22 protein-coding genes and 1 pseudogene are annotated in these 26607 nt (G+C 70.5%); 14 read left to right on the top strand and 9 right to left on the bottom strand.

Annotated elements, in window-relative coordinates; translation table 11 throughout:
* Window positions 1–7 precede the first annotated feature (7 nt).
* Window positions 8–655: an HAD family hydrolase gene (locus B118_RS0109660; protein WP_018221534.1), complete on the top strand. Its 648-nt coding sequence runs from the start codon at window positions 8–10 to the stop codon at window positions 653–655.
* 13 nt (window positions 656–668) lie between these two features.
* Here B118_RS0109660 and B118_RS0109655 read toward each other — a convergent pair whose 3' ends face one another.
* Together B118_RS0109655 and B118_RS0109650 are read right to left on the bottom strand one after the other, a co-directional pair.
* A complete protein-coding gene (locus B118_RS0109655) occupies window positions 669–1310 on the bottom strand; it encodes a response regulator transcription factor (RefSeq protein ID WP_018221533.1) in 642 nt (213 codons plus the stop codon).
* 10 nt (window positions 1311–1320) lie between these two features.
* The gene (locus B118_RS0109650) at window positions 1321–2637 is read right to left on the bottom strand and encodes a sensor histidine kinase (protein WP_018811559.1); all 1317 of its coding nucleotides are present in this window, start codon (window positions 2635–2637) and stop codon (window positions 1321–1323) included.
* A 395-nt stretch (window positions 2638–3032) separates the two neighbouring features.
* Between B118_RS0109650 and B118_RS0109645 the strand changes: the two genes are divergently transcribed.
* From B118_RS0109645 to hemB, 5 genes are read left to right on the top strand one after another with little or no spacing between them, the layout of a single operon-like run.
* Complete coding sequence (locus B118_RS0109645) at window positions 3033–3803, top strand: redox-sensing transcriptional repressor Rex (protein WP_018827447.1); 771 nt, start codon at window positions 3033–3035, stop codon at window positions 3801–3803.
* Window positions 3800–5167: a glutamyl-tRNA reductase gene (locus B118_RS0109640; protein ID WP_028192702.1), complete on the top strand. Its 1368-nt coding sequence runs from the start codon at window positions 3800–3802 to the stop codon at window positions 5165–5167. Before B118_RS0109645 ends, B118_RS0109640 begins: the two co-directional genes overlap by 4 nt.
* Entirely contained in the window at window positions 5167–6135 is a 969-nt protein-coding gene (hemC, locus tag B118_RS0109635) for a hydroxymethylbilane synthase (protein WP_018221529.1), read from the top strand. The genes B118_RS0109640 and hemC overlap by 1 nt, the downstream gene beginning before the upstream one ends.
* The gene (locus tag B118_RS0109630) at window positions 6132–7712 is read left to right on the top strand and encodes a bifunctional uroporphyrinogen-III C-methyltransferase/uroporphyrinogen-III synthase (RefSeq protein WP_018827445.1); all 1581 of its coding nucleotides are present in this window, start codon (window positions 6132–6134) and stop codon (window positions 7710–7712) included. Before hemC ends, B118_RS0109630 begins: the two co-directional genes overlap by 4 nt.
* Window positions 7713–7725: 13 nt before the next feature.
* Window positions 7726–8709 carry a porphobilinogen synthase gene (gene hemB / locus B118_RS0109625; protein WP_018221527.1) on the top strand — a complete coding sequence of 328 codons (984 nt, stop codon included), beginning with the start codon at window positions 7726–7728 and terminating at the stop codon, window positions 8707–8709.
* 193 nt (window positions 8710–8902) lie between these two features.
* On the opposite strand, the gene B118_RS0109620 is transcribed toward hemB, so the two are convergent.
* The 3 genes from B118_RS0109620 to B118_RS0109610 form a co-directional block, all read right to left on the bottom strand.
* A complete protein-coding gene (locus tag B118_RS0109620) occupies window positions 8903–12178 on the bottom strand; it encodes a lamin tail domain-containing protein (RefSeq protein WP_027645832.1) in 3276 nt (1091 codons plus the stop codon).
* An 88-nt stretch (window positions 12179–12266) separates the two neighbouring features.
* Entirely contained in the window at window positions 12267–13283 is a 1017-nt protein-coding gene (locus B118_RS0109615; protein WP_018221525.1) for a GNAT family N-acetyltransferase, read from the bottom strand.
* 71 nt (window positions 13284–13354) lie between these two features.
* A complete protein-coding gene (locus B118_RS0109610) occupies window positions 13355–14680 on the bottom strand; it encodes a lytic murein transglycosylase (RefSeq protein ID WP_202902329.1) in 1326 nt (441 codons plus the stop codon).
* A 38-nt stretch (window positions 14681–14718) separates the two neighbouring features.
* Between B118_RS0109610 and B118_RS30120 the strand changes: the two genes are divergently transcribed.
* Entirely contained in the window at window positions 14719–14931 is a 213-nt protein-coding gene (locus tag B118_RS30120) for an FmdB family zinc ribbon protein (RefSeq protein ID WP_028192700.1), read from the top strand.
* A 117-nt stretch (window positions 14932–15048) separates the two neighbouring features.
* Entirely contained in the window at window positions 15049–17835 is a 2787-nt protein-coding gene (locus B118_RS0109600) for an ATP-binding protein (RefSeq protein ID WP_018221523.1), read from the top strand.
* Window positions 17836–17837: 2 nt separating this feature from the next.
* Here the strand turns inward: B118_RS0109600 and B118_RS0109595 are convergent, their stop codons facing one another.
* On the bottom strand, window positions 17838–18563 hold the full coding sequence (locus B118_RS0109595) for a methyltransferase domain-containing protein (RefSeq protein ID WP_028192699.1): 726 nt from the start codon (window positions 18561–18563) through the stop codon (window positions 17838–17840).
* Between the two features lie 220 nt (window positions 18564–18783).
* On the opposite strand from B118_RS0109595, the gene B118_RS0109590 reads away from it, so the two are divergent.
* Window positions 18784–19146 (top strand): tetratricopeptide repeat protein, encoded by a 363-nt coding sequence (locus B118_RS0109590; protein WP_018811550.1) that lies wholly within the window; start codon window positions 18784–18786, stop codon window positions 19144–19146.
* A gap of 79 nt (window positions 19147–19225) precedes the next feature.
* Window positions 19226–19480, top strand: a complete 255-nt coding sequence (locus B118_RS0109585; protein WP_018221520.1) for a Smr/MutS family protein — start codon at window positions 19226–19228, stop codon at window positions 19478–19480.
* A 34-nt stretch (window positions 19481–19514) separates the two neighbouring features.
* On the opposite strand, the pseudogene B118_RS32750 reads toward B118_RS0109585, so the two are convergent.
* Together B118_RS32750 and B118_RS0109580 are read right to left on the bottom strand one after the other, a co-directional pair.
* Window positions 19515–19916, bottom strand: a pseudogene (locus B118_RS32750) (flavin reductase); the annotation flags it as partial.
* Window positions 19917–20482: 566 nt separating this feature from the next.
* A complete protein-coding gene (locus B118_RS0109580; RefSeq protein ID WP_028192698.1) occupies window positions 20483–20749 on the bottom strand; it encodes a hypothetical protein in 267 nt (88 codons plus the stop codon).
* A gap of 115 nt (window positions 20750–20864) precedes the next feature.
* Here B118_RS0109580 and B118_RS0109575 point away from each other — a divergent pair, with 115 nt between their 5' ends.
* Together B118_RS0109575 and B118_RS0109570 are read left to right on the top strand one after the other, a co-directional pair.
* Window positions 20865–21653 (top strand): GntR family transcriptional regulator, encoded by a 789-nt coding sequence (locus B118_RS0109575; protein WP_028192697.1) that lies wholly within the window; start codon window positions 20865–20867, stop codon window positions 21651–21653.
* A gap of 176 nt (window positions 21654–21829) precedes the next feature.
* Complete coding sequence (locus tag B118_RS0109570; protein ID WP_238323890.1) at window positions 21830–22204, top strand: GNAT family N-acetyltransferase; 375 nt, start codon at window positions 21830–21832, stop codon at window positions 22202–22204.
* A 1233-nt stretch (window positions 22205–23437) separates the two neighbouring features.
* Here the strand turns inward: B118_RS0109570 and B118_RS0109560 are convergent.
* Window positions 23438–24562 carry an epoxide hydrolase family protein gene (locus tag B118_RS0109560; RefSeq protein ID WP_026272432.1) on the bottom strand — a complete coding sequence of 375 codons (1125 nt, stop codon included), beginning with the start codon at window positions 24560–24562 and terminating at the stop codon, window positions 23438–23440.
* Between the two features lie 459 nt (window positions 24563–25021).
* Between B118_RS0109560 and B118_RS0109555 the strand changes: the two genes are divergently transcribed.
* Together B118_RS0109555 and B118_RS0109550 are read left to right on the top strand one after the other, a co-directional pair.
* The gene (locus tag B118_RS0109555) at window positions 25022–25606 is read left to right on the top strand and encodes a hypothetical protein (RefSeq protein ID WP_028192694.1); all 585 of its coding nucleotides are present in this window, start codon (window positions 25022–25024) and stop codon (window positions 25604–25606) included.
* Between the two features lie 230 nt (window positions 25607–25836).
* Window positions 25837–26604, top strand: coding sequence for a hypothetical protein (locus B118_RS0109550; RefSeq protein ID WP_028192693.1), 768 nt, complete (start codon window positions 25837–25839; stop codon window positions 26602–26604).
* Window positions 26605–26607: the final 3 nt, after the last annotated feature.

The following is a 26607-nucleotide window of genomic DNA, read 5'->3' as shown; positions in this document are numbered from 1 at the left end:
TGCGGCGATGAGTTCTGCGCACCCGCACCTGGTCTGGGACTGGAACGGAACCCTGCTCAACGATCTGGACCTGATCGTGGCCTCGACCAATGTCGCCTTCGCCAGCGTCGGTGGGCCGGCGGTGACCGCCGACGAGCATCGGGTTCGGTTTCGCCGACCGATCGCGGACTACTACGCCGAGGTGCTCGGGCAGGCCGTGGACGAGGCGGCGTTCGGCCAGCTGGACAAGATCTTCCACGAGGCGTACCTGGACGGGCTGACCACCTGCGCGCTGGCGCATGACGCGGTGGACGCGATTTCGTCCTGGCCCGGAAGCCAGTCGTTGCTGTCCATGTGGTTCCACGAGGCTCTGGTGCCGACCGTGCAGACCTACGGGCTGACCAAGCACTTCCTGCGGGTCGACGGGCTCCGGACCGAGGTCGGTGGGGACCGGAAGGCCGAGTCACTGACCCGGCACCTGGCCGAGCTGGGGCAGGACGGCCGGGATGTGGTGCTGATCGGCGACTCGCTCGACGACGCCGAAGCGGCCCGATCGGTCGGGGGCCGCGCGGTCCTCTACGCCGGGGGCCTCACCGACCCCGCCCGGCTGCGGGCCTCCGGCCATCCGGTCGCGGAGACCCTCACCGAGGCGGTCGCGCTGGCCCACCTGCATTGATCATGCGCTCGCCTCAGCCGCGGAGGTAGGCCAGGACAGCGCGGACCCGGCGGTGCTGCTCGACGTCCGGCGGGAGGTCGAGCTTGGTGAAGATGTTGCGGACGTGCTTCTCGACCGCGCCGTCGGTCACCACCAGCGTGCGGGCGATCGCGGTGTTGGAGTGGCCCTCGGCCATCAAACCCAGTACCTCACGTTCGCGCGGGGTCAGGTCCCGCAGCGGATCGTCGCGGCGGCGGCGGGCGAAGAGCTGGGTGATCACCTCGGGGTCGAGGACGGTGCCCCCGGCGGCGACCCGGTCCAGCGCGTCGAGGAACTCGCCGATCGCGGCCACCCGGTCCTTGAGTAGGTAGCCGACCCCGGCCCCGGTGGCCAGCAGGTCGTCGGCGTAGGAGACCTCGACGTACTGGGAGAGCACCAGGATCGGCGTCGCCGGCACCAGAGCACGTGCCTGCACGGCGGCTCGGAGCCCTTCGTCGGTGTGCGACGGCGGCATTCGTACGTCAACGATCGACACGTCGGGGCGGTGGGTGACCACCGCCTGCACCAGGGCATCGCCGTCACCGACGGCGGCCGCCACCTGATGGCCGCGTTCGGTGAGGAGTCGGATCAGCCCTTCTCGGAGCAGGACGGCGTCATCAGCGATCACGATCCGCATGGCTGCGTTCCTACCACTTTCCGGTCGTCGCGGGGAGTTCGGCGCGGATCTCGGTGGGGCCGCCGGCGGGGCTGGTCACGTGGAGTTGCCCGCCGGCGGCCCGGACCCGATCCGCGATGCCGACCAGTCCGTGCCCCTTGGCCAGGTGTGCGCCGCCCTGGCCGTCGTCGTCGATGCCCACCCGAAGTCGCCGTCCGGCCCGTTCCACGAGTACCCGGCACTCGGTGGCCCGGCTGTGCTTGGCGACGTTGGTGAGCGCCTCGGCGACCACGAAGTACGCGGTGCTCTCCACGGCCGGGTCGAGCCGGCCGCCGGGCTCGCCGAGCCCGGCGTCAACCTGTAGCTCGATCGGGATCAGCCCGCGTCCGGCCAGCGCCGCGAGGGCGCTCGGTAGCCCACGGTCAACCAGGATGGGCGGTGCGATGCCCCGGGACAGCGCACGCAGCTCGGTGAGGGTCTCCCGGGTCTGGTCAACCGCCTCGTCGAGGGTGTGCCCGGCCGCTACCGGATTGTTGGAGAGCTGCTCGCGGGCCCGGCTGAGATCCATCGCGAGTCGGACCAGCCGTTGCTGTGGCCCGTCGTGGATGTCGCGCTCCAGCTTGCGCAGCGCGTGCGCCTCGGCGGAGGCGAACGCGCGTTTTTGTTCTTCGAGGGTGGTGATCCGGTTTCGTAGCTCGGCCACGCCGGTGAGTAGGGCGCGGGCCAGGCCACCCTCGGTCCGCGCGCACGCGCGGGCCACCAGCGGCAGGGTGAGCAGGGCGAAGAGACCGATGGCGGTGTACAGGAAGATCCGGGCGCCGGCACCGTCACCCATCCCGAGGAGCTCACTGAGGGAAGTGCTGTCCGGGCCGTGCGGCAGATACCGGTCATATATCGGGTAGCAGACGCCGGCGAGCGCCACGGACCACCAACTGACCAGGATGGCGAAGGCGGGAGCCGCCACCAGCAGCTTGCTGAACGCGTGGAGCAGGTCGAGCCAGGACTGCGGATCGCGTACCGGCGCCAGGGCCCGGCCCCAGAAGCCGGCATTCGGATCGGGGCTCCGGTAGACCGGGCGGATCCGGGGCATGCTCAGCACCGAGGGCAGCCAGAGTCGTTCGAGGTCGGCCAGGACGCGGACGGCGTAGAGCGTTCCGGTCAGGATCGGCAGGCCCAGCGTGGTCACCAGCAGGCCGAGGCTGAGGGAGATCCCGGTGGCGGCCAGCACGATGCCGACCAGGGCGAGGGGCAGGCCGGAGAGGACGTAGCCGGAGTCGCGCAGGAGCTGGCGGAGCAGGGTGCGCGGCGGGCTGGAGGTGGGGGTGGCGGCCACGCGTGCAGCGGTCATCCCCCGAGGCTAGGCAGTTAGACCGAAGCCACCCATCCTGCCCGCCGCCGAAATTCTGGAGGTGCTGGCGCTACCACCCTGGGGAGAGCGCGCGGTGCTATCACGCCGGTCGGGAAGTGGGGGCGACGCGCCCCCGTGTGATTGGTCAGAGAAGTCGTAATTGAGTAATAATCGCCGGACGGCGTGGGCGGAGTCGAGACATTGATCTTGTGGAACGGGGGGGACGGGTGGAGTCGCGTCGTGGGCGACCAAGATCGCGATTTGTGCGTGTCTTCACAAGCGCTTACTCTGTAGTTCCGACCCGCCCCGCTAGCACAGCCGGTCTCCTCGGTGGCCAGCGGGAGTCCCGACCCGGCCCGGCGGAGTTGGCCCAGGATCCCACTGCACGGAGTTTCATGAGTCAGCACCGTCCGCCCGGCGCGCCCGAACGCCCGGTCGCCGTGCCGGCGTTGCCGGACCTGCCGGAGGCGACCGTCGCCCGACTTCCCGAGTACCTCCGCGCCCTGCATAACCTGGCTGAAAACGGTCACGAGACAGTTTCCAGCGAATGGTTGGCCACGGCCGCGGGAGTAAACTCCGCTAAGCTCCGCAAGGATCTGTCGCACCTTGGTTCCTACGGCACCCGGGGTGTCGGCTACGACGTAGCCCTGCTGATCGATCAGATCGAGTACGTTCTGGGGCTTACTCAGCGCCGGTCGGTCGCCCTGGTCGGGGTGGGTAATCTCGGTCATGCCCTCGCTGGCTACGACGGTTTCGCCACCCGTGGCTTCCGCATCGCCGCGCTCTTTGACGCCGACCCCGTCCGGGTCGGTGAGGAGATCAACGGTCTGGTCGTCCAACATGTGGACGAGCTGTCCCGGGTCGCCACCGAGGAGTCGATCGCGATCGGCGTGATCGCCACCCCGGCCGCCGCCGCGCAGCGGGTCGCCGACCGCCTGGTCGCCGGCGGAGTGACCAGCATCCTGAACTTCGCGCCCTGCGTGCTTACGGTGCCGGACGGGGTTGACGTCCGTAAGGTCGACCTCGCCATCGAGCTGCAGATCCTGTCCTTCCACGAGCACCGCAAGGCATCCCAGACCGCACTCCCCGCCGCCGGCGAGGCCGCCCTCCCCCCATTGCCGGGTAACCTCGCCGCCACCAACCCCCAGGAGGCGATCGGCACGTGAAACTGCTCGTCGTCGGCGCGTCTTACCGCACCGCCCCGGTCGCCGCCCTGGAGCGACTCGCGGTCGCCCCCGCCGACCTCCCCCGTGTCCTGACCCACCTGGCGGCGCAGCCGTACGTGAGTGAGGCGGTGCTCGTCTCCACCTGTAACCGGGTGGAGGTATACGCCGTCGTATCCGGGTTCCACGGCGGCCTGGGTGACATCTGCGCCGTCCTGGCCGAGTCGACCGGCTGCCAGCCGGCGGCCCTCGCCGACCACCTGTACGTGCACTTCGACGTCGCGGCGGTCAACCACGTCTTCCGGGTCGTCACCGGGCTGGACTCCATGGTTGTGGGCGAGGCCCAGATCCTCGGCCAGCTCCGCGACGCGTACCACCGGGCAGCTGAGGCCGACACCGTTGGCCGCCTGCTGCACGAGCTGATGCAGCAGGCGCTCCGGGTGGGGAAGCGGGCCCACTCCGAGACCGGCATCGACCGGGCCGGGCAGAGCGTCGTCACGGCCGCGCTCGGCCTCGCCACCGAGCTGCTCGACAGTGACCTAGCCGGCCGTCCCGCGCTGGTCGTGGGGGCGGGAGCGATGGGCTCGCTGGGCGTGGCCACCCTCACTCGGTCGGGTGCCGGTCCGGTCACCGTGACCAACCGGGGCGCCGACCGAGCCGCCCGGCTGGCCGGGTCGTACGGCGCGATCGCCGTTCCGATCGCCGACCTCACCGAGACGATTTCCACAGTGGATATCGTAGTGGCTGCCACGGCCGCCCCCGAGGCGGTCCTCACCCGCGCGGTGGTGACTGCGGCACTCGCTGGTCGGGATCCATCCCGGGGGCCGCTGGTCCTGCTGGACCTGGCTGTCCCGCGGGACGTCGAGCCGGGCGTGGCCGACCTGCCCGGCGTCCAGGTGATCGACATCGACCGGATGGCGGCACTGGTCGCCGACGGCCCCGTCGCCGCCGACGTCGCCGCGGCGGAGCAGATCGTCGCCGCCGAGGTCAACGCCTTCCTCACCTGGCTGCGGGGAGCCGACGTCGCGCCGACCGTGGCCGCCCTGCGGGGCCGTGCTGACGACGTGGTCACGGCCGAGTTGGGCCGGCTCGCCCAGCGTTGTCCGGACCTGACCGACAACCAGCGGGCCGAGGTCGCCCGGACGGTGCACCGGGTCGTCCAGCGGCTGCTGCACCAGCCGACCGTACGGGTCCGCCAGCTCGCTGCCGAGCCCGGCGGCGACCAGTACGCGGCGCTGCTGCGCGAGCTCTTCGACCTGGAGGTGTCGCAGACCTCCCCGGTCGGCACCGTGCCCGACGTGATGGCGCCCGACGTTGACCCCCAAATCGGCGGTGACGCCGAGCCGCTCCCCACCGGAGGTGAGTGATGAAGGTCCCCCTACGCCTCGGTACTCGGGGCAGCGCCCTGGCCATGGCCCAGTCCGGGCAGGTCGCGGCGGCCCTCACCGCGGCCACCGGCACCCCGGTGGAGCTGGTCGAGGTGGTGACCACCGGTGACCGCTCCGCGGCCCCGGTGCACCGGCTCGGTGTCGGCGTGTTCGTCTCCGCGCTGCGGGACGCCCTCGCCGCGGGCACCATCGACTTCGCAGTGCACTCGTACAAGGACCTGCCGACCGCGGCGGCCCCCGGCCTGTACGTCGCCGCCGTCCCGGCCCGGCAGGACCCGCGGGACGCGCTGGTGGCCACCGGCGGTCGTACCCTCGCCGAGCTGCCGCCCGGCGCCCGGGTCGGCACCGGTGCGCTGCGTCGCATCGCCCAGCTGCACGCGCTCGGGCTTCAGCTTGAGGTCCAGCCGATCCGGGGTAACGTCGGTACCCGGCTGGCGCGCGTGCTCGGGCCGGAGGCCGACCTGGACGCGGTGGTCCTGGCGCGGGCCGGGCTGGCCCGCCTGGATCGCACCGACACGATCACCGAGACGCTCGACCCGATGCTGATGCTGCCCGCTCCCGCCCAGGGCGCGCTGGCGGTGGAGTGCCGGTCCGACGATTCGGCTCTGGTCGAGCTGCTCACGGTACTCGACCACGCACCGTCCCGCGCCACGGTCGTCGCGGAGCGGGCGCTGCTCGCCACCCTGGAGGCCGGGTGCAGTGCCCCGGTCGCCGCCTACGCCGAACTCGCCGAAGGCGACGTCGGTGAAGAGATCTACCTGCGCGGGGCGGTGATCAGTCCGGACGGCACTCGTGACCTCCGGCTGTCCCGCACCGGAACGCCCGCCGACGCGGTGGAGATCGGTAAGGCCCTCGCCACCGATCTGCTCGACCTCGGCGCCGACTCGATCCTCGGCCAGCAACGGAACCTTGGCCCGGGGACCCAGCAATTTGGGAGCACAGTATGACCCGCACCCGTAAGCCCGTAGGCCGCATCGCGTTCGTCGGGGCCGGTCCCGGCGATCCGGGCCTGCTGACCCGCCGGGGATACGACGCCCTGGTCAGCGCCGACCAGGTGGTATACGACCGGGGAGTCCCTGAGGCGTTGCTCGATGTCGTCCGGGCGCAGGCGAAGCAGGAGGCTCAGCTAACCCTGGCCGAGGGCGGATCGGGCGACGTGGCGAAGGCTCTGATCTCGGCGGCCCGCTCCGGGCTGAACGCGGTGCACCTGGTCGCCGGTGACCCGTTCGGACACGAGGCGGTGGTCCGAGAGGTGCAGGCGGTCGCCCGGACCGCCGGCCAGTTCGAGGTGGTCCCGGGCGTCGGCCAGGCTGAGGGAGTGGCGACCTATGCGGGTGTGCCGCTGCCCGGGGTCCGGACGGCGGCCGACGTCGAGGACGTCACCACGCTCGACTTCGAGGCGCTGGCCGCCGCCGTCACCCGGGGACCGTTGGCCCTCGCGGTGGACGCCGGGGATCTCGCCGCGATCCGGGATGGGTTGCTCGCCGCCGGAGTCGACGACGCGACCGTGGTCGGTGTGACCGGCGATGGCACCGGCGAGACCCAGTACACGACCACGTCAACGGTGGACTCCTTCGTCGCGGCGGCGCTCGGGTTCACCGGCCGGGTGGTGCTCACCCTCGGCGAGGGCGTCGGCCAGCGGGACAAGCTCAGCTGGTGGGAGAACCGCCCGCTGTACGGCTGGAAGGTGCTCGTCCCACGGACTAAGGAGCAGGCGGGGGTGATGAGCGCCCGACTGCGCGCGTACGGCGCGATCCCCTGCGAGGTGCCGACCATCGCGGTCGAGCCGCCGCGTACCCCCGCGCAGATGGAGCGGGCGGTCAAGGGACTGGTCGACGGCCGGTACGCCTGGGTGATCTTCACGTCGGTGAACGCGGTCCGGGCGGTCTGGGAGAAGTTCGCCGAGCACGGCCTCGACGCCCGGCACTTCGGCGGCGTGAAGATCGCCTGCATCGGCGACGCGACCGCCGACGCGGTGCGCGCCTTCGGGATCCGGCCGGAGCTGATCCCCGCCGGGGAGCAGTCCTCGGAGGGGCTGCTGGCCGAGTTCTCGCCGCACGACGAGGTACTCGACCCGGTTGGTCGGGTGCTGCTGCCGCGCGCCGACATCGCCACCGAGACGCTCGCCGCCGGGCTCACCGAGCGCGGCTGGGAGGTTGACGACGTGACCGCCTACCGGACGGTTCGGGCGGCTCCGCCGCCGGCCGAGATCCGCGACGCGATCAAGTCGGGTGGGTTCGACGCGGTGCTCTTCACCTCGTCGTCCACGGTCCGGAATCTGGTCGGCATCGCCGGGAAGCCGCACGCGCGCACCGTTGTTGCGGTTATTGGGCCCAAGACGGCGGAGACCGCCACCGAGTTCGGCCTTCGGGTTGACGTGCAGCCACCGCACGCCTCGGTCCCCGACCTGGTGGAGGCGCTGGCCGGCTACGCCGTCGAGCTGCGCGAGAAGCTCGCCGCGATGCCGGCGAAGCAGCGGCGCGGCTCGAAGGTGCAGGGGCCGACCGCCCTCCGGTTCCGCTGACCCTGGAGGACCCGTGCCATATCCCGAGCATCGACCCCGGCGGCTGCGTCGCAGCCCGGCCCTGCGGCGGCTGGTCGCCGAGACCCGCGTCGACCCGGCCGAGTTGGTCGTACCGTTGTTCGTCAAGGAGGGGCTGACCGAGCCCCGGTCCGTGCCGTCCCTGCCGGGGGTGCTCCAGCACTCCCGGGAGTCGCTGCGCAAGGCCGCGGTCGCGGCGGTCCAGGCCGGAGTTGGCGGGATCATGCTCTTCGGGGTGCCGGCTGACCGGGACGAGCTTGGCTCCGGTGGGGCCAACCCGAACGGCATCCTGAACGCCGCCATCCGGGACGTCGTCTCCGAGGTGGGCGACGCCACCGTGGTGATGAGCGACCTCTGCCTGGACGAGTTCACCTCGCACGGCCACTGCGGTGTGTTGGCGTCCGACGGGTCGGTGGCGAACGACGCCACCCTCGCCGCGTACGCCGAGATGGCGGTGGCGCAGGCGCAGGCCGGGGTGCACGTGGTCGGGCCGTCCGGAATGATGGACGGTCAGGTCGGCGTGGTCCGGCGGGCGTTGGACGCCGCCGGCCACCAGGACGTGGCCATCCTCGCCTACACGGCGAAGTACGCGTCCGCGTTCTTCGGCCCGTTCCGGGACGCGGTGGAGTCGACGCTGGACGGCGACCGTCGGACCTACCAGCAGGATCCGGCGAACCTGCGGGAGTCCCTGCGCGAGGTGGCGCTGGACGTGGCCGAGGGCGCCGACATGGTGATGGTCAAGCCGGCGCTGCCGTACCTCGACGTGGTCGCCGCGGTCCGGGCCGCCGTTGACGTGCCGGTCGCCGCCTACCAGGTCTCCGGCGAGTACGCGATGGTCGAGGCGGCTGCCGCGAACGGCTGGATCGACCGCGAGCAGACGATGCTGGAGACGCTCACCTCGATCCGTCGCGCCGGAGCGCAGCTCATCCTCACCTACTGGGCGGTCGAGGCCGCGCAGCTGCTGCGCCAGCGCTACTGACGCCGCCGCGCCCGGCCGGCCCGCCGCCGGCAGCCGGGTCCGCAGCACCGCAACGGCCCGCCGGCCCGGTCGAGTACCGGGCCGGCGGGCCGTGCCGCTTCCAAGGCCGCCGGTGCGGACTTCTTCAAGTCGGCCGGTCGCCGGCGGCGACGTCGGTGGCGGCCGAGGTCGCCGGCGGCGATGTCAGTGGTGGTCAGTCGTCGTTGACGATGGTCCCGGTGCCGAACGGATCGGCGATCCGGAGCCCAGGGCCCCCCACCACCAGCAGAGTCAACCTCTCGTCGGTCTCTCGCTTCCGGTCGCCGTGCACCGACACCGGGAAGGTCAGCGTTGTCTGACCCGCCGGCAGCGTCTGGCAACCGGCGTACGACCGGTAGTCAACGCCCGGCCGGGCGCTTCGACCCAGGGTCAGGGCGCAGAGCAGGGTCGGCTCGGAGAGGGGACGCGAGACGGTGACGGTGAAGGTCAGCTCGCTGCGGCCCCGATCGCCCTCGACCACCGAGGCGTCGGCGACGGTCAGCGTCGGGCGGGACCGGAACCGGGCCACCTGCGGATCGTGGTCGCTGGCGCCGCGCGAGCCGTCCCCCGCGTAATCCGCCGGCCAGTCGGCGTTGATGTGCGCGGCCCGCATCTGCACCAGATCAGCGTGGAGCGCCGCGGTGACGAAGAGGTGGTCCAGCGTCTGGGCCTGGCCGGCGAAGCTGTACGAGTAGGCGGACGACGGCGCGTCGGCGAGCAGATCATCCCAGAGGTTGCGCAGCCCCGCCTCGTACAGGGGAGCGAGCTGGTCCGACGGGGTCGGGTCCGCGGCCGTCGCGATCGGATCGTCGGGACGGGGAAAGACGTTCAGGTCCCCGCCGAACACCACTCGGGCGTCCGGGTCCGCCGCCGTGACCGCGGAGACGATCGCCGCGCCGTACGCCGCCTGCTCCCGGCGCTGCCCCACCCGGCGGTCGGGGCCGGACGAGTAGTGGTTGCTGGCTGCCCAGAGCGTCAGCCGTTCTCCCGAACCGGGGGCGGCCTCGATGGTGAACCGGCCGAGCTGCGGCGCACGGGTGAAGACGTTGTCGCCGTCCTTGCCGGTGCTGGTGTCCACGTCGGGCGGCAGGACCGCGTTGAGTGCCTTGGGATTCTGCACATCGGCGTTGGACGGCAGCCCGGGCGCGCGGTACTGGACGGTCGGGGTGGCGCCGAGTAGTGGATCGTCGGCGGTCGCCTCGGCCAGCGCGACCCGGTCGGTGCGGTAGAGGAAGGCCGAGGTGATGCCCCGGGCGTCGGCGCCGCTGCGGTCGTAGGCCGCCGCGTAGGCCGGGCCTCCGTTGTCGGCGATGGTCAGCGCGAGCTCCTGGAGCGAGTCCGGAGCGCCGTCGGCGTCGTCGGTGTTACCGCAGACCAGCGTGCCGCCGTCAACCACGCAGATGTCCTGGTCCTCGGTCTCCTGGACCAGGATCAGGTCGGGGGAGTGCAGGTCGTTGGTGATCTGGTCGGCGAGCGCGGCGAGTTGGTCCCGGTACGCCTGCTCGCTGCCCGGCACGTAGTCGAACGGCGGTCGTACGCCGGTGCAGCCGTCGTTCCCGGCGAAGTCGCAGCCGTCGAAGGGGTCGTCGCGGAAGTCGTAGAGGTTCTCCACGTTGTACGCGGCGACCGCGTACTCCGTTGACCGCTGGGCCGGCTGCGGCGGGTGGTTCGTCGCCGGGTCGGTGCCGGCCGCGAAAGCCGCGGACTCGACCTGGACGCCGTACTTCTGGAACGAGTAGTAGAGGCCGCCCACCGCGTCGGCGGTCAGCGTGTCGAAGGTGCGTGCCGGTGGGAGCAGTGTGGTGTTGTCGCCGCTGGCGGCCTTGACGCCCAGGCTGCCCAGCATGATCCGCTGGCCGTTGCCGTCATCGAAGATCTCGGTGGGGTCGTTGTCCAGCGGATGGGCGTCGCGGAACACCCGGCGGGTGTCCGGGTCGCTCCGGTCCAGGAGCGGGTCATCCCGGTCGACCAGCCAGGTCTCGGCGTCGGCGCTGGAGGCGAAGACGGTGCGCCCGCTCACGGTCTGACTGTCCGCGCGAACCCGCAGCCGGGCCCCCTCGTGCCGCTCCCAGAAGCGCTCCGCGTCGGCCAGGTCGGCCGGGGGTACCGCGTCGGTCACCGCGACCACCTGGTCCACGTCCAGCCCGGTGGAGATCCGCCGGACCAGCGAGGCGCTGGAGAGCTGCGTCATGTGGTAGTACTCGGAGACCCGGGCGTGGAGCACCACCTCGTCGCCGACGGTCGGCACGTAACCGCCGATGAGCGACGTGTTCGAGCCCATGAAGACAAAGATGCCGTCGGAGCTGGCGGGGTCGCCGTCGGTCGCGTCGGCGCGGCTCTGGAGGAAGAACCCGTGCTGGTCCTGGCCGGCGGAGTCGCGGGCGAGGGTGCGCTGGGTGACCACTCCGCGGACGTCGTACCGCACGCTGCTGGCACCGTTGCCGCTGGCCGGCGCGAGCGGCGAGCGGTCGGTGCCACCCTCCTCGGCGTCGGTGGTCGGGCCCTGCACCTCGCCGACCGTCAGCTCCCGGGTGGCCTGCACCGGCAGGGTGCAGGTCGCGGTGGTGCCGTCGGTGTCGGTCGCCGTCAGGACCACCGAGTACGCCCCGGCGGCCAGGTCGGCGCTCGCGCTGACGGTGGCCCGGGCGGTGCCACCGACCGCTCCGGCCGGGGTGAACTCCGTCCGGCTGATCGCGCCGGTGGCCGGCGTCGGGGAGACTGACGTGACCGCCAGGTCGACGATCTCATCGTCCGGGTCGGTCGCGGTGACCTCCCGGGACGCCGCGGTGCCCGCCGGCGTGACCAGGGGATCGCCGCAGCTGACGGTGGCGGGGATGTCTACCGGACCGTCGCCGAGGTGGTGCGCGCCGAGCCCGTCCACCGTGTCGGTGTCGAAGCCGGCCCACTCGGTGGCCGGGTCGAAGCTGTCACCGGGGTCGGTGTCACCCGAGGCGATGCTGCTCAGCCGGCGGAGGGTGTGGTTGGCGGTGCTGGTCAGGCCGGTGCCCCACCCGCTGCCCGGATCAACGCCCACCTGGCCGATCGCGTCGAGCACGGTGCCGTCGCGGCGCAGCACGACCGCGTCGTCGCCGTTGAAGAGTCCGGCACCGGTGACCTGGTCGGCCTGGGCGAGGATCGCCGCGTTCGCCGATGAGTGGGCGAAGACGAAGACGTCTCCCGCCGCAACCGTGCCGGTCAGGGCGATGGTGCTCGGCGTGGTGGAGCCGTTGAAGTAGAGCAGCAGTTGGTAGCCGCCGGTGGCGAGGTCGACCGGGGCGCCGGTGCCGTTGAAGAGCTCGATCGCCTTGTTGTTGGACGAGCCTTCGACGTACTCGGAGATGAACAGGTCGGTTGGGGCGGCGCTGGCGGCCTGGGGCGTGACCCCGACGGCCGCGAGGCTCGCGGTAGCGGTGACGGTGGCGAAGACGGCGAGTGCCCGACGCGGGCGCATGGAGCCTCCACGGTGGGTGGATGGGAACGAGCGAAGGTTAGAGGGTGCGCCCTACCTCGCTCTATCCTCTGAAGGGCCCGATGGTGAATTATTGGCGCGTGGCGTCGCGTCGGTGCACCAACTCGGCAACGTCAACGCTGTACTCGTACCACTCCCGGTCAGGGCGGTAGCCCAGCTCGGCGTTGACCTTCAGCATCGCCTCGTTGTCCTGCGCGTTCCAGGTCTGCACCTCGGTGAGCATCGGCTCGGCCGAGCGTAGCTCCAACAGCATCCGGGCCTTCATCGCCCGGTCGATGTCGTGCCCGCGGTGCGCCGGTACGACGATCGTGTCGTACTGGTCGGCCCGGGTCGGATGCTGCGCCGGCACCACCACCTCGGTCAGCCCGGCTACCTCCCCGGTCTGCTTGTGCAGCGCGAGGACGATGTACGGGGTCATCCCCCGTCGGTGCAGGCAGTCGAGGCTGTCCCGGAGCCGCTGTGGGTCGTATGAGCTGGGGCGGAGCTCGCCCTCCTCGACGTCGCGCGCCTCCGCCTTGGCCCGCGCGTACGCGTCGATGAGCTGGTCGGGCAGCCCGCCGGGGTGGAACTGGATGTCGTACCCCGAGCTGACGCCGTCGGCGGTCCTGCCCAGCTCCGCCCAGTCCACTCCGGCCAGGTGGAGCACGCTGCGGGTTTCGACGAACTCTCGGGTGAAGCCGAGCGCCTGGAAGAAGGCGACGGCCGGGGTATCGCCGACCACCTCCACGCCGATCGTCTGAAACCCCTCCTGGTAGACCCGGCGGGCAGCGGCCAGGACCAGCTCGCGGCCGAGACCGCTGCGGCGCGCCGACGGGTGCACCAGCACCTCAAGCACGCCGATGCTGCCGAGCAGGAGCACGTTGACCATCCCCGGTATGGCCACCCCGCCGGGCCCGACCGGGTCGGCCTCGGCCACCCAGGCGATTCGTCGTTCGCCCGGCATCATCTCGGTCAGATACTCCCGCAGGAAGCTCCCCTGCCAGGGCGGGTCCTGCGGCAGATCGGCGGCGAGGACCGCGTTCAACGTGTCCAGCAGGGACACCATCTCGGCGGACGACGCGGCCTTAAGATCACATTCGCGCATCATCACCCGTCTAGCTTGCCGCCTACCGCTGCTCGGGGGAAGTAGGGGAGTCCCCGGAAACGTGGATGATCACGTCAGCCCCGGCTTGCCTGCCCGTACTGGTTGGCCTTGTCGAAGACGTCCTGGGCGTACTGCCGCACGTTGTTGTACGACAGGATGGCGTTCCACCAGTCGGTGCCGGTGGTCAGGTTCCGGCCGCCCTTGCACAGGTAGTTGGCGGCGGCCATGGCGGCGTCGTCGATGTCGTGTGGGTCCTTACGGCCGTCGTTGTCCGCGTCGGCCCCGATCTCCTCCCAGGTGGTCGGAATGAACTGCATCGGCCCGATCGCCCGGTCGTAGGTGGTGTCCTGGTCCAGCGCGCCGCGGTCGGTGTCGCGGATCAGCATCCGTCCGCCCTGCCCGTCCAGTGGCAGGCCGATGATCTCCGGGGCCGCCCGCCCATCCGTGCCGAGCCGGGCGTTGTTGGCCTGCCCGTGCGCCGACTCGACGTGCCCGATCGCGGCGAGCGTGGTCCAGCGCAGGCCGCAGCTGGGGTTGGTCTGGGCGAGGACCAGTTCGGCGTAGCCGTAGGCCTGTAACGCGACCGGTGCGATGCCGACCTTCGCGCCGGTCTGGGCTGCCCAACTCGTGAGCGTGTCGGCGGGACGGCCGAGGTTGGGGGGTGGGGCGGTCAACGTGGCGTCGGAGGGGGGCGGGGCGCCGGCGGATGACAGTCCGTCCGGCGCGGACTGCGTCGCGCCGGCGATGGCGCCAGCGTCGTCCTGGCCGGGGCGCACCACGGCGGGCAACAGCAGGGCGCCGGCCGCCACGGTCGCCGCGACCAGGAGCAGCAGGAAGCCGCCAGGGAGGGTGAGCTGGCCGCTGGGGCGGCGTGACCAGCGGTGGATCGATCGTGCTGCGCCGACCGCCAATCGGGTGGGTGAGACCCGGAGGGCGTGTGCGAAGGGGACCCGGCGGCGCCGGGCGCTCGCGGGCCGCGTCGGCTCCGCCGGCTCGGTGGGTCTTGACGGCTCTTTCTCGTTGGCGGGGTCAGCCTTGGTGGGACTTGACGGCTTGTCCTCGTTGGCGGGGTCAGCCTTGGTGGGACTTGACGGCTTGTCCTCGTCGGCGGGGCCAGCGCTGGTGGGACTTGACGGCTTGTTCTTGTTGGCCGGGTCAGCGTCGGGGTGGGAGGGTGCGTTGGAATCTGTCGCCGTACCGGTGGGGTCGACCCGCGTCGGCTCTGCGTCTGGGTCCGTCTGCGGTTGCCGCCACGGTCGGCGCGGCCGGGGCACCGGCCCGGGCCGTCGACCGGCGGCCACGCCGGATCCACTCTGCGCTCCCCCACCCGGTATGGCCGGGCGCAGGGGCCGGAGGGTCTGGTTCTCCTCGCCGTCCACCACCAGTCGAGTATTACCCATGTTCGGTTGGTCGTCCGGAGCGGTCGTAGGCTGCAAGCATGCCCCGATACGAGTTCCGTTGCCGCGTCTGCGGCGGCACCTTCGAGGTCAATCGGCCGATGGCCCGGGCCGCTGAGCCGGCCCGCTGCCCGCAGGGGCACGACGAGACGGTCAAACTCCTTTCCACCGTCGCGACAATTGGCCGTAGCGGATCTGGCGGTAACGCTCCCAGCGCAGGTGGGGGCTGCTGCGGCGGGGGCTGCGGCTGCTAAACCGGTTTCGATTCGTCAACGTCTCACCCGCGCTTGCCGACGCCGGCGCGGAGTGGCACTTTGGAGCAGAACCGGGCCGTCATTCTCGCGATATGTGACGGACTGGATTCAGGCAGCATGAACCAGACGTCCTGGGCGGAGGTTCCACGCATGTCGCCACGGATCCACCTCCCGACCGGGTGGGTGACCTTCGTCTTCACCGACATTGAGGGCTCCACCCGGCTGGCCCAACTGCTCGGGCCGGACTACCGGCCAGTGCTGCGGGAACACCGGCGCCTACTGCGCCGGACCATCGTCGCCACCAAGGGGGCGGAGCTGCTCACCGAGGGTGACTCGTTCTTCCTGGCCTTTGCCGACGCGTCCGCCGCGCTGACCGCCTGCCTGGCCGCCCAACGTGCCCTGACCAGCTACGACTGGCCAACCCCGGACGCCACCCCGCGGGTGCGGATGGGGCTGCACACCGGGTGGGCGGAGCCCCGTGACGGCGAGTACGTGAGCGCAGAGGTGCACCGGGCCGCTCGGATCGCCGCCGCTGCGCACGGTGGACAAGTGCTCTGCTCCGCGGCGACCGCGCGGCACGCCCACCCGTTGCCCGGCGGCGCCTCCCTACTCGACCTGGGCCTGCACCGACTGCGTGGCTTCGACGACCGGGAACGCCTCTTCCAGCTGACCGCCGCCGATCTGGAGCAGCAGTTCCCGCGTCCACGCACCGCGGACGCGGCGGCGCACAACCTGCCTACCCCGGTTACCTCGTTCGTTGGTCGGCAGGCCGAGTGGGCCGAACTGCGCCGGTTGGTGGAGAGCTACCGCCTGGTCACGGTGGTCGGCGCGGGGGGATCCGGCAAGACCCGGCTGGCGGTGGAGCTCGCCGCCGACCTGGTCGAGTCCCATCCGGACGGTGTCTGGTTCGTTGATCTCGCCACGGTGGCAGAGCCGGGGCTGGTGGCGTACGCGGTCGCTGCCGGGCTCGGCCTCCGTCCGGAACCGGGCCGCTCGATGGTGGACACCCTGGTGGAGTACGCCGCTGCCCGCCGGATGCTGATGCTGCTGGACACCGGGGACGCCCAGTTGTCGGCGTCCGCCCAGGTGATCTCCCAGCTGCTCGCCGGTGGGGTGGGGGTGCGGGTGCTCGCGACCAGCCGGGAGTCGTTCGGACTTCCCGGCGAGGTGGTGTGGCGAATTCCTCCACTCTCGGTCGACCCACCGGTGGCCGGAGCGGAGAGCGACGCGGTTGCCCTGCTGCTCGATCGCGCCACGGCGGCACGGGGCGGCCGGCGGCCCGACCCGGCGGAGTGGGTGGACCTACGCCGGGTCGTACGGCGATTGGATGGCCTGCCGCTCGCCATCGAACTGGCCGCTGCCCGGCTGCGGGTGCTCTCGGTCGGGCAGCTCGCCGACCGTCTCGACGACGTTCTGGGCGCCCTCGACGCCGGCCGGGGTGATTCCGAGACCGGGCTTGCCGTGCGGCATTACAGCATGCGGGCGAACCTCCGCTGGTCGTACCAGCAGCTGGACCCGGGGGCGGCCCGGCTGCTGCGCTGGCTGGCGGTGTTCGCCGGGCCGGTGGATCTGGCAGCGGTGGAGTGGCTGTTGGACGGCGACCAGCTCGATCCGCTGTCGGTGCTGGTGGAGAAGTCGATGGTGTTGGCCGAGCCGGAGATCGGTGGTAGCACCTATCGGATGCTCGACCCGATCCGCGCCTACGCGGCCGGCCGGTTGGTGGCGGCGGGTGAGGAGCCGGCGGCGCGGAATCGACACGTGGCCTGGTCCGCACACGCGTTACAGCGGTTGGGCTTGGGGCCGGACGGCCGGCCGGTAACGCTCTCGCTGCACGCGTTCGACCCGCTCGCCGGGGAGTTGCGAGCCGCGCTTCGTTGGTGCGCGACGGGCGGTAGCGCCCGGGCGGGGCTCGCGCTCGTCGTCGGGATGGACCAGTGGTGGCGGGAGCGGGGCCTGGCCGGGAAGGGCCGGCTCTGGTTGTCCCGGCTGTATGACCGGAGCGTCGAGACCGGTGAGCGCATCCCGGACGTGGAGCTGGCGGCGGCGCGTCACGCGCATTCGCTGCATGCGGGGGCGGACGGCGACTTCGGCGCGGAGCTGCGCCTGTCGGAGCAGGCGGAGACGGTGGCCCGCCGGGCCGGCGATGCCGGACTGCTGGCCCGGGTGCTGGCCAGCCGGGCGGCTCCCCTGGTTGACCTGGGGCAGTTCGCCGAGGCGGAACAGGTGTGCCGGGAGGTCATTGACTGGGCCCAGCGGCAGGAGGTGGTGGACGACGCCCTCTTCGCCGTCCTCAGCCTGGCGGAGTTGCTGTGGCGTCGGGGTGCCTTGGACGAGGCGGCGGAGCTGCTCGGCGCGGCCCGCCCGGTCGAGGCGGGACGCCCGGTGGAACGGGGCCGCCGGACGGTGGACATGCTGCTTGGCCTGGTGGCGCTCGCTCGGGGTGACCTGATCGCCGCGCACGAGCACCTGTTGGCGTCGCTGCGGTCCCGGATGGCGCACGGTTTCCACCGCCGTGCCTGTGACACGATGCAGGCGATCGCGGTGCGTTGTGCCGCGGGGGGCGATCCGTTGACCGCCGCCCGTCTCTTCGGCGCGGCCCAGGCGCGGGGGGCCGCCCTGGGCGCGGTGCCGGGCATCAACGGCGAGTACCTTGCGCGGTGGCAGGCGCAGGTGCGCGCGGCGCTCGGCGATGTCAGCTTCGACCGGACGTACGGTGAGGGCGCAGGGTTGGGCCTTCGAGAGGCGGCGGCGGTTGCCCTCGGCGTCGAACACCCGGACCTGGCCGCTGATTCGACCCGTTTCGCCGCTGGAGTCGCCCCATCCGCGCTGACCAGCCCCTTGGAGCGGCCACTTCGCGCCCCGAGTGCGCCCGATCCCACCCGGGTCGGTCCCGAGCCCGACTGAGCTCAGGCGAAGAAGCGGGCCAGGTGGGCTGGGGTGGGGGCGGGCCCATCGGGCGGTAGGAGGGTCAGGTCGGCGAAGATGCTGGCCCCGTCACAGCCGGCGTGCAGGGGGTACCAGCGCGGAGCGTCCGGCGGGCGTTGGAAGCAGATGCCCTTGATGGTCTGGATGTCGAGCAGCCGTACGTGGGTGGGGTCGGCGACCGCGTTGACATGTCCCCACCAGGGGCTCATCACGTGCAGGACGCCACCGGGTCGGAGCACCCGGTGCGCCTCGTCCACCAACGGCAAAAAGTCGATCAGGTGCTCCAGGATGTGGACGGCGAAGAAGACGTCCACCGAGTTGTCGGCCAGGGGCAGGGTGCGCGACAGGTCGGCTACCGCATCGACCCCGACCGCGGGGTAGATGTCCAGGCCCAGGTTGTCCGGCCACTGTTTGGTCCCCCCGCAGCCCAGGTCCACCACGACCGGATCTCGGCCGCCGACCCGGACCCGGGCCCAGATGGCCAGGACCCCGGCGAGCCGGCCGACCCGATCCCGCACCAGACGTAGGTCCTCCGGCTCCGCGACCTCTCCGGTCAGGTGGGCTACGCCCCGGTCGAATTCCACCTCGACAGCAAGATCGCGCAGCCGGCTGTCGTGCCGCGCCTGGTCTGTCCAGGCCTCGGCGAGGAATTCGTCAACCGCCCGCAGCCGTTGGGCTGAGGGCGGGTTCACTGTCAGCGCGACCATGGCCCACCTCCGGCGGCCCGTTACCCGGAAATCGCCCCGGTATGCCCCTGTCTCGTCCGGCGGAGACCGGCCGTGGATCGCTTCGGGTTCCCGCCCTCGGTCGGTGAACCTATCCTCAACCGGTAGGCCGGCAGGCTCCGTCTGGATGGTGTGCCCACCGTGGCGGTGGTGCCGGTGGTGGTGGCAGGGTGCCGACACGACAGGTGAGGGGGTGGGTCGGATGGATCTGCTGGCCGAGTATCGACGGGCGACCCGGTGCTTCGAAGCTGGGGACCCGTCCGAAGCGGCTCGGCTGCTCGAACCCATCCTCGCGGCCGAGCCCGGCAACACCGCCGTGCGTCAACTGCTGGCCCGGGCGTACTTCTCCTCGGCGCAGCTCAGCCGCGCCGAGGAGCAGCTACGCGAGCTGGTTGATCGGGACCCGAGTGACCACTACGCCCACCACGTGTTGGGTCGGACGCTGGAGCGGCTGAATCGGCCGGTCGACGCGCTGCGGCATCTGCGGATCGCGGCGGCGATGCACCACGGCAACGCGGACTATCAGGCGGCGTTGCGCCGGGTGCAGGCCCGGGTCGGTCGCTGACCCTTACCGGGCGGCCCTTCGCCCGCCCCGCCGCCTACGATGGTGCTGGCAACGGAGTCGACGTGGCGGAGGCCCGGCGGTGAAGCTGAAGCTGGACCTGCACGACATCTACAACCGGGGTGCCGACATCGACCGGGCCCTGCGCGGAATCATCGATGAGGCGGTGGCGAAGAAGGCCACCCTGGTGGAGATCATCCCCGGCAAGGGGTCCGGCCAGCTCAAGAAGCGGGTGCTCCGGTTCCTTGATCAGAAGGACGTCAAGGCGCTCTACCATCGGGTGGAGAAGGACTCGAAGAACTTCGGCCGGCTATTCGTGCACTTCCGCTGGAAGTAGTGACGGAACGCTGCCCGGGGTGCTCTGCCTGATTGCCGTGCGGTGATCGTCGTAGTCGGGCCAGCCAGCCGTCGGCCCAGTCGAGATGCGGGCAACCCTTGTTCGCGCACCGGGGGCAGGTCCGGCCTCCCCAGTGGCTACGGATGATCATTTCGATTCCGCGAAACACCAGGTCCAGGTCCAGGTCTCCCGGCTCGAAGGCGCTGGTTGTGGGGTGGTCGGGTTCCGCCCGCCAGCACCAGTCGACAAACCTCTCCCTGAGGTCCGGCCTGGTGCCGTTGAGCCGGGATAGCTGATCAGCTGCCTCGGCCAGGAGCTTGCCCTGGTGGGCCAGCAGCGCTGACCTCCTGCCGCGATACTCAGCCAACAACGCGAGCCGCGCGGGCTGGCAGGGCCAGTCGGCGCCGCAGGCCCGGCACCGCCACAGCGGGCGCATCGGGTCGTGTGCGCGGATCACGGCCGGCTCCCGCCCGCGTGGTGGTCACGTAGGCAGCGCTTGAGGTCACCACACCGGGGGCACCAACTGCCCGAACGGCTCTTGGTCACCAGGCCCAGGACCACGCCAACGGCGAGCCCAACGACGACGGCAATAGCAGCGACAACCATCGACGTCCCCTCAGTCTCGCCTGTCGGCGCTTCGGACGGGCGGCTGGTGCGCGATCACCAGCGGCCTCCGTTGGCTCGCCACTGCTGCGCCGGGGTAAGCCAGCCGACGCGGCCTACCTGGGGGTTGGCGACGGTGGGTTGGGTCATCCACGCCGGCAGATTGACCGGCCTAGCACGCTGCGTCAACGCAGGGCTGTGAGATTTGCTAGCGCAGCGCGCCAGTGCTGGCGGGTTACCCCTTCGACGGCGGAACCAGCGAATTCGCATTGGGTCTCCTTGATGGTGTTGGAGGGACTACCCCTCCAGTTCCAATGAAGTGGGCGGTCCCACAGCGCATCCGGACTGATGGGCGTAGGGCTGTCGCTTCGCGGAGGGGTGGAATAACCTGAGCCCGGTCTACATCCGGGCTTGCGCCCGCAAGAACTCCGTCACGCGAGCGGCCGAATCAACAGCCTGCTCGACTGCGGTGCGCAACGGGGAGTACGTCAGATTTCTCAGATCCCGCGCGCTGTCGGCCTGGTCAAGACCAGCCAGCAGTACAGCGGTGTTGGCGAGTACGCGGTTAACGCCTTCCATCTCCCGGGAGAGTTCTCCCGCTTGGAGGTTGGCCGGCGTGGCCTGCCTACCCTCACCGTCCATGCCCGCTCCCTCGGTGACGATCACCCGACAACCCGTAACGTTGGTTTCATACCAACGATTTCAGCACGCTGGAGCACAGTCAAGCCCGTCCGGCTCATCCGGTTAAATTGGTTGGGACCAAACCAGGAGGGTGGGGAGCGTGGCGAAACCCAAGTACCGTCAGATCGCAGACGACTTCCGAGCGCGCATCGTCTCCGGAGATCTTGAGGTGGGCGCATGGCTCCCGACCGAGGCCCGACTTCAGGAGCAGTACGGCGTTTCGCGCAACACGGTCCGTGACGCCACCGCACTGCTCGTCAATGAGGGGCTGATCGAGCGGCTGCCGGGACGCACTGGCGGTATGCGGGTCCGCGAGAAGGTTACGCTGATCTTCCACGCGCACCGCGCGGAGATGCCCAGCCCATGGGCCGAGACGGACGCGTGGCGCTCGGAGGTGAAGCAGCAGGGATACGAGGCGGCACAGGAGTTCCGGCTGACCATCGAGGTTCTGCCGCCGGACCTGGCCAGGCGTCTCCAGGTGGAATCCGAGTCCGCCGCAGCGCTGCGCCGATGCGTCCGTTACGTCAACGGCGAGCCATCCTCGGTGCAGGACACCTACTACCCGATGGACTTGGTCGAGGCGGTTCCGGAGTTGCTGTCGCCCCGGGACATCCCGCAGGGCACCACCAGGCTGTTGTCCGAGCGCGGATACCCGCAGGTGGCCTACTACGACGAGTACGCCGCGCGGATGCCCACGCCGGAGGAGGCCACGCTGCTACGGCTACAACCTGGCACGCCGGTGCTGCACTACATCCGCACTGGATACACCGCTGACCGGCCAATCCGTGTGTCCATCACCCCGTTTGCCGGCGACCGAAACCGGATCGTCAGTACTCACGGCGACGCCGATATCATCGCGCGCTTCCGACCGGAAGAAGCACACGAATGATCATTACTCCTGCCCGGCTGAGCGATGTCGACGCCATCATGAGCTGGCGACGCGAACGCGTGGCATGGCTTGCCGGACGAGGTGAGGAGCAGTGGTCGATCCCCCTACCACGGTCCGCTGTGGCATCGACCGTTTCAGCTGGACAGACATGGGTGGTCTGGGAGGGTGACACTCCCGTGGCCACGATTACCCTGACCGCGTACGTGGACGTAGACGGCCTATGGAAGCCGGATCGGAACCCCGAGGCGCTGTGGTACCCGGAGGACGACCCCGCCGACGCGCTGTATGCCGCGAAGATGATGATTCCGCTGATCCACTCGGGTAGCCACCTGGGCGGCGAAATGCTGGACTGGGCAGGAGGTCGGGCCTATGACGCCGGCCTGACGTGGCTACGATTGGACGCCTGGACAACCAATACGCGGCTACACGACTACTACCGCAAGCAGGGATTCCGCCATGTCCGCACGATTTCCTCGCGAGTGTCGGGGGCCTGCTTCGAGCGGCCAGCCCAGCCCTACGTAAACGGCAAGCTCAAGACTGAGGACGCCTAACGGAGTCTTGGCGCACCCGTGCAAGGGCACGCTGCCTGGCGGCAGTCGTTCGTGGAGTGCCAACAGCGCTAACGCAAACGTCTAAGCCCCTCGGTTCGCGACACCGGGGGCCTATGTCGGCCAGCACGGCATCGATCGTGCTGGCGCCTGACGCGGTGATGGCTTTGCGGTCGCCGGCGCCGAGACACCAGCAGACCCACAGCCCCGATGCGACGACCGCTGTGCACGTGCTGACAGATGCCGAATTCATCACCATCAAAGAGTGGCCATGCAGAAGGCCATGCCCAAGCCTCTGCCAGGGGCCTCATAGTGGATGCGGAGGCCGCCCAGGCTTGGGCGGCCTCCGCCAGTTGCCTTCGGTGGGGGACTGGGTATTCACGTAGACGTTGCTCCCACAGGGCCGCGAGGGCGGACACGAAGACCCCGACTGCCTCTGGGGATGCCTGTTTCCAGGGTGGGATCCGATCTGCCCAGGACTCGGCTTGCGCTGGCGTGTGGCCCGCCCGGATGAGTCGGACGATCATCAAAGCCGCATCGATCCACGCGGCACCCCTAATGGGCATGGACCAGTCAACGAGACGTACCACGCCCGGACCGACAAGGAAATTCAGCGGCGTGACATCGGTGTGGCACAGGGTCTGACCGTCGATAAGGTCCGGGGCGATCCTGTTCCGCCATCGGACGGTGGCGGGCTGGACGCGAACTGGCGGGCAGGGCGTCAGCCCCTGGGACAGCCCGGTCAGAGCATCGGCGATAGCCGGCAGGTCGTCCGAGCCGGGCGTCAGGTCCGGGTGCCGGCCCTCCACGTGGTCGAATCCGAGGGCCAGCCAGCCCTCGGATTCGACGACCCACCGTAGTCGCGGTGCCGTGTCCGGGAGCCATGGATTGACACGCGCTTCCATGCGATGCATCCGGGACATGGGGTGAGCGGTCCGAATGGCCTTGCAGAACACGGGTCCGCAGTCGGTGCTCAGAGTGGCGGCGATGTTCGAGGTGGCGCCGGTTGTGGCGGAGCGTGTCGCCCGGACCGGGCCCTACGTCGCGCCGGGTCAGCTTCGGCTCGCTCTGAGCTTGCCGTCAGGCTCACGCGGTTGTCCGCGATGACCTGCACGTGACCGCTGAAGTCCAGTGCCACGCAGACATCACCCAGTACGAAGTGCTCGACCACGCCGTCTCGGCTGGGAGGTATTGCCCGACCATCGTGGTTACGTTGTTCCGCCGTGCCTGCCATGCCTATCGCAGGTCGGCGAAGAAGTCGGTGATGTCGCCGGCCAGCAAGTCCGGCTCTTCGGCCGCAGCGAAATGGCCGCCGCGCGGGAAGACCGTCCAGCGCTGGATCTGATAGAGCCGCTCGTACCAAGAGCGTGGCGGTTCACCTTCAGGCACGAACTCGTTGGCGAAAACCGCCATCGCGGTCGGTACCCGGACGACGTCCGCCGGCCCGATCGGCGTGCCGTACCAGCGGTTGTCGTAGTAGTCCCGCATCGATGAAGTGATCGACCTGGAAGCCCACCAAATGGTCAGCATCGTCAGGAGGGCGTCGCGGCCGAACCGGGCGTCAAGGTCGCCGCCGCTGTCCGACCACGAGCGCCACTTGTCCAGCACCCACGCCGCGAGCCCGGCGGGAGAGTCGTTCAGCCCGTACCCCAAGGTTTGCGGCCGGGTGGACTGCACGGCGCTGTAGCCGCGCTCAGTCTCGTCCCAACGCGCGACGTGGTCGACGTACGCCTGCTCCTCGACCGACAGCGGCGGCGTGTCCGGCCCGGTGTACGGCCAGATCTCCGGCGTGCTGAGATGGATGCCGATCATCCGATCGGGCTGTGACAGCGCCATCTGGGTGGCGACCCCGGCGCCGAAGTCGCCACCATGCGCGCCGTACCGCTTGTACCCCAGGCCCTGCATGAGCCGGTGCCACAGGCGGGCGACGAACGCCCGGTCAACGCCCGTGCGCGGAGGACGCTGCGAGAAGGCGTAACCCGGAAGGGACGGCACGACCAGGTCGAACTGTTCGCCGCCGAGGCGGTCCACCAACGGGAGCAGCTCCACGAACATGCTGGGCCAGCCGTGGGTGAGGACCAGCGGTACCCCACCGCCGGCACCGCGGTGGTGGACGAAGTGGATGCGTACGCCCTCCACCTCGGCCACGCGGTGCTCGTATCGGTTGAGCTGCCGCTCCCGTGCCCGCCAATCGAAACCGTCCGCCCAGTAGGCCAGCAGGCCGCGCAGGTAATCCAGGTCGGCGCCCTGGCCCCAAGGCTCCCCGGGCGCCGGGTCCGGCCAACGGGTGCGTCGGATGCGCTCTCGGAGATCGTCCAGAACCGCCTCCGGCACTGCGACGGCGTATGGCTCAGTGTGCACCTTGCGATGGTAATGGCGGCGCGGCCACGTACTGCATCTAGTCGGACCCTGCAACGGCTGACCGGCGAGCACCAGCTCCTCGGCTGGCATCTGCCGTTCGACGACCCTGCCTTCCTCACTTCGCCGCGGGCCGCCCTCGACGTCATCAGTGTCTGGTTGATGCCTGTTTGGGGTGTTGTTGGGGTCATGGTGGTGGCGGAATCTCGGCCGGCGTCGGGGCGTTACACCCTGCGTACGACCGAGGAGGCGCCCCGCCCGTGGCGGGTGTCGCCGGTGCGTGAGCCCCGGAATGTTGGCGGCCCGCCGGTCGTTACACATGGACCCGGCACCGAGAGCCCCGCAGGGCCGCGGTCGTCTGAGGATCTTCTTCTTGTTCTGTTGAGCGCCCGACGGTGCTCGCACCCACCCTGAACCCCCCTTTTCGGGCGTGGGCGTCGACTCCCGAATGGAGCACACCTCATGAACACGATTCTGCGTCGTAGCGTCCTTGGTATCGCTGGTCTGGCCCTGTCCACCGGTGTCGTCGCCGGCCCCCTGGCCACCCTCACCGACACCACCGCCACCCCGGCCGCCGCAGCGGCGGTGCAGGTCGCGAAGCCGGACATGGACACGCTGATCCCGCACGGCACCCAGGGCAAGCAGTCGCGCATCGACCTGGGCGACGAGCAGACCGCCAACGTGAAGGCCATCATCGAGGCCACCAAGAAGGCCGGCATGGACGAACGCGCCGCCGTCGTCGCCATCGCCACCAGCCTGCAGGAGTCGAAGCTGGAGAACCTGGGTCACCTGGGTGCGCGGAACGACCACGACTCGCAGGGCCTATTCCAGCAGCGCCCGTCGTCTGGCTGGGGCACCGTGGAACAGATCACCGACCCCGAATACTCCACCACCGCCTTCCTCAACGGGCTCAAGCAGGTCGACAGCTGGCAGGACATGCCCCTGACCGAGGCCGCCCAGACCGTCCAGGTGTCGGCGTACCCGTTCCACTACGCCCAGTGGGAAACCCAGGCCGCTGAGCTGGTCGCCGAACACTGGACCAGCTGACCCCGGCACCACCATCAGACCTAACCCTTAAGGGGGAAAGAAGCTGTTGGCCGGCACCCGACATGGGTGCCGGCCAACAGCCGTATCCGGGGTCATGTGCCGTGGGCGGGCACGGCTACGAACACCGGCCTCGGGCACACCAGCGCCCATCCGTGGGCGTGCCGGCCGTCTGTCTCGCCGCCGCGTACGCCGCTGCGAGCAGCGAGGTCAGCGCCGCACTGCTCACGCTTCTGACAACCGCCCCGGCCGTTACCGTGGGTCTGACCGGTGGCCTGCTCCTTGCTGCCGGTTGCACTCGGGCGACGGAGCCCACGCGGACCGAGAGTCCGGCCCCGGCGGAAACCGTCGCTCCGTCTCCAACACCGGATGTCCGCGGTGAGTTGGTCGCGGCGCTGGAGCGGTCTCAGGGGGTTGCCCACCGGTACGCGGTGCGCGGCAGCCTGCCCGAAGGGCGAAGCGTGGAGGGCAGCGGTGCCCTCGACCTGGAGCAGCAGCGCTTCCGGGCCACGATCTCGGTCACCGGCGGAAAGTACCCGTCGGCGGGGAGCCGGGTCGTCGTTGGCACCGACAGTTACCAGCGGCCGTCCGACGACGAGGAGTGGGTGCACGTCGATCTGAAGCGGGTGGAGCCGGACGATCTATTCGTGGGCTTCGACTGGGCCGACCCGACCGGAATGACGGCGTTCACCTCGTCGATCGTCTCGGCGCAGCGCACCGGCACCCACACCTACACCGGCCGGTTCGAGCCCAGTGGCAGAGGCATCAAGTCGTTCCTCCCCGTGGGTGCCCCGAGCATCGTCTCGATCGCCATGCCCCCGTCGCCCTTCACGATCACCACTGACGACCAGGGCTGGGTTACCTCGATCGAGGTGGAGCTGACCCCCGGCGACGGCCCGAAGGTGACGACGACCACCACGATGAGTGATCATGGGGAGCCGTTGGAGATCAACGCGCCCGCACGTTCCGTTGAGGCCGCTGACTTTTACTATCGCGAGTGACAG

This window comes from Salinispora pacifica CNR114 (assembly GCF_000514775.1).
Lineage (GTDB): Bacteria > Actinomycetota > Actinomycetes > Mycobacteriales > Micromonosporaceae > Micromonospora > Micromonospora pacifica.
This window is presented reverse-complemented; position numbering and strand designations above follow the sequence as displayed.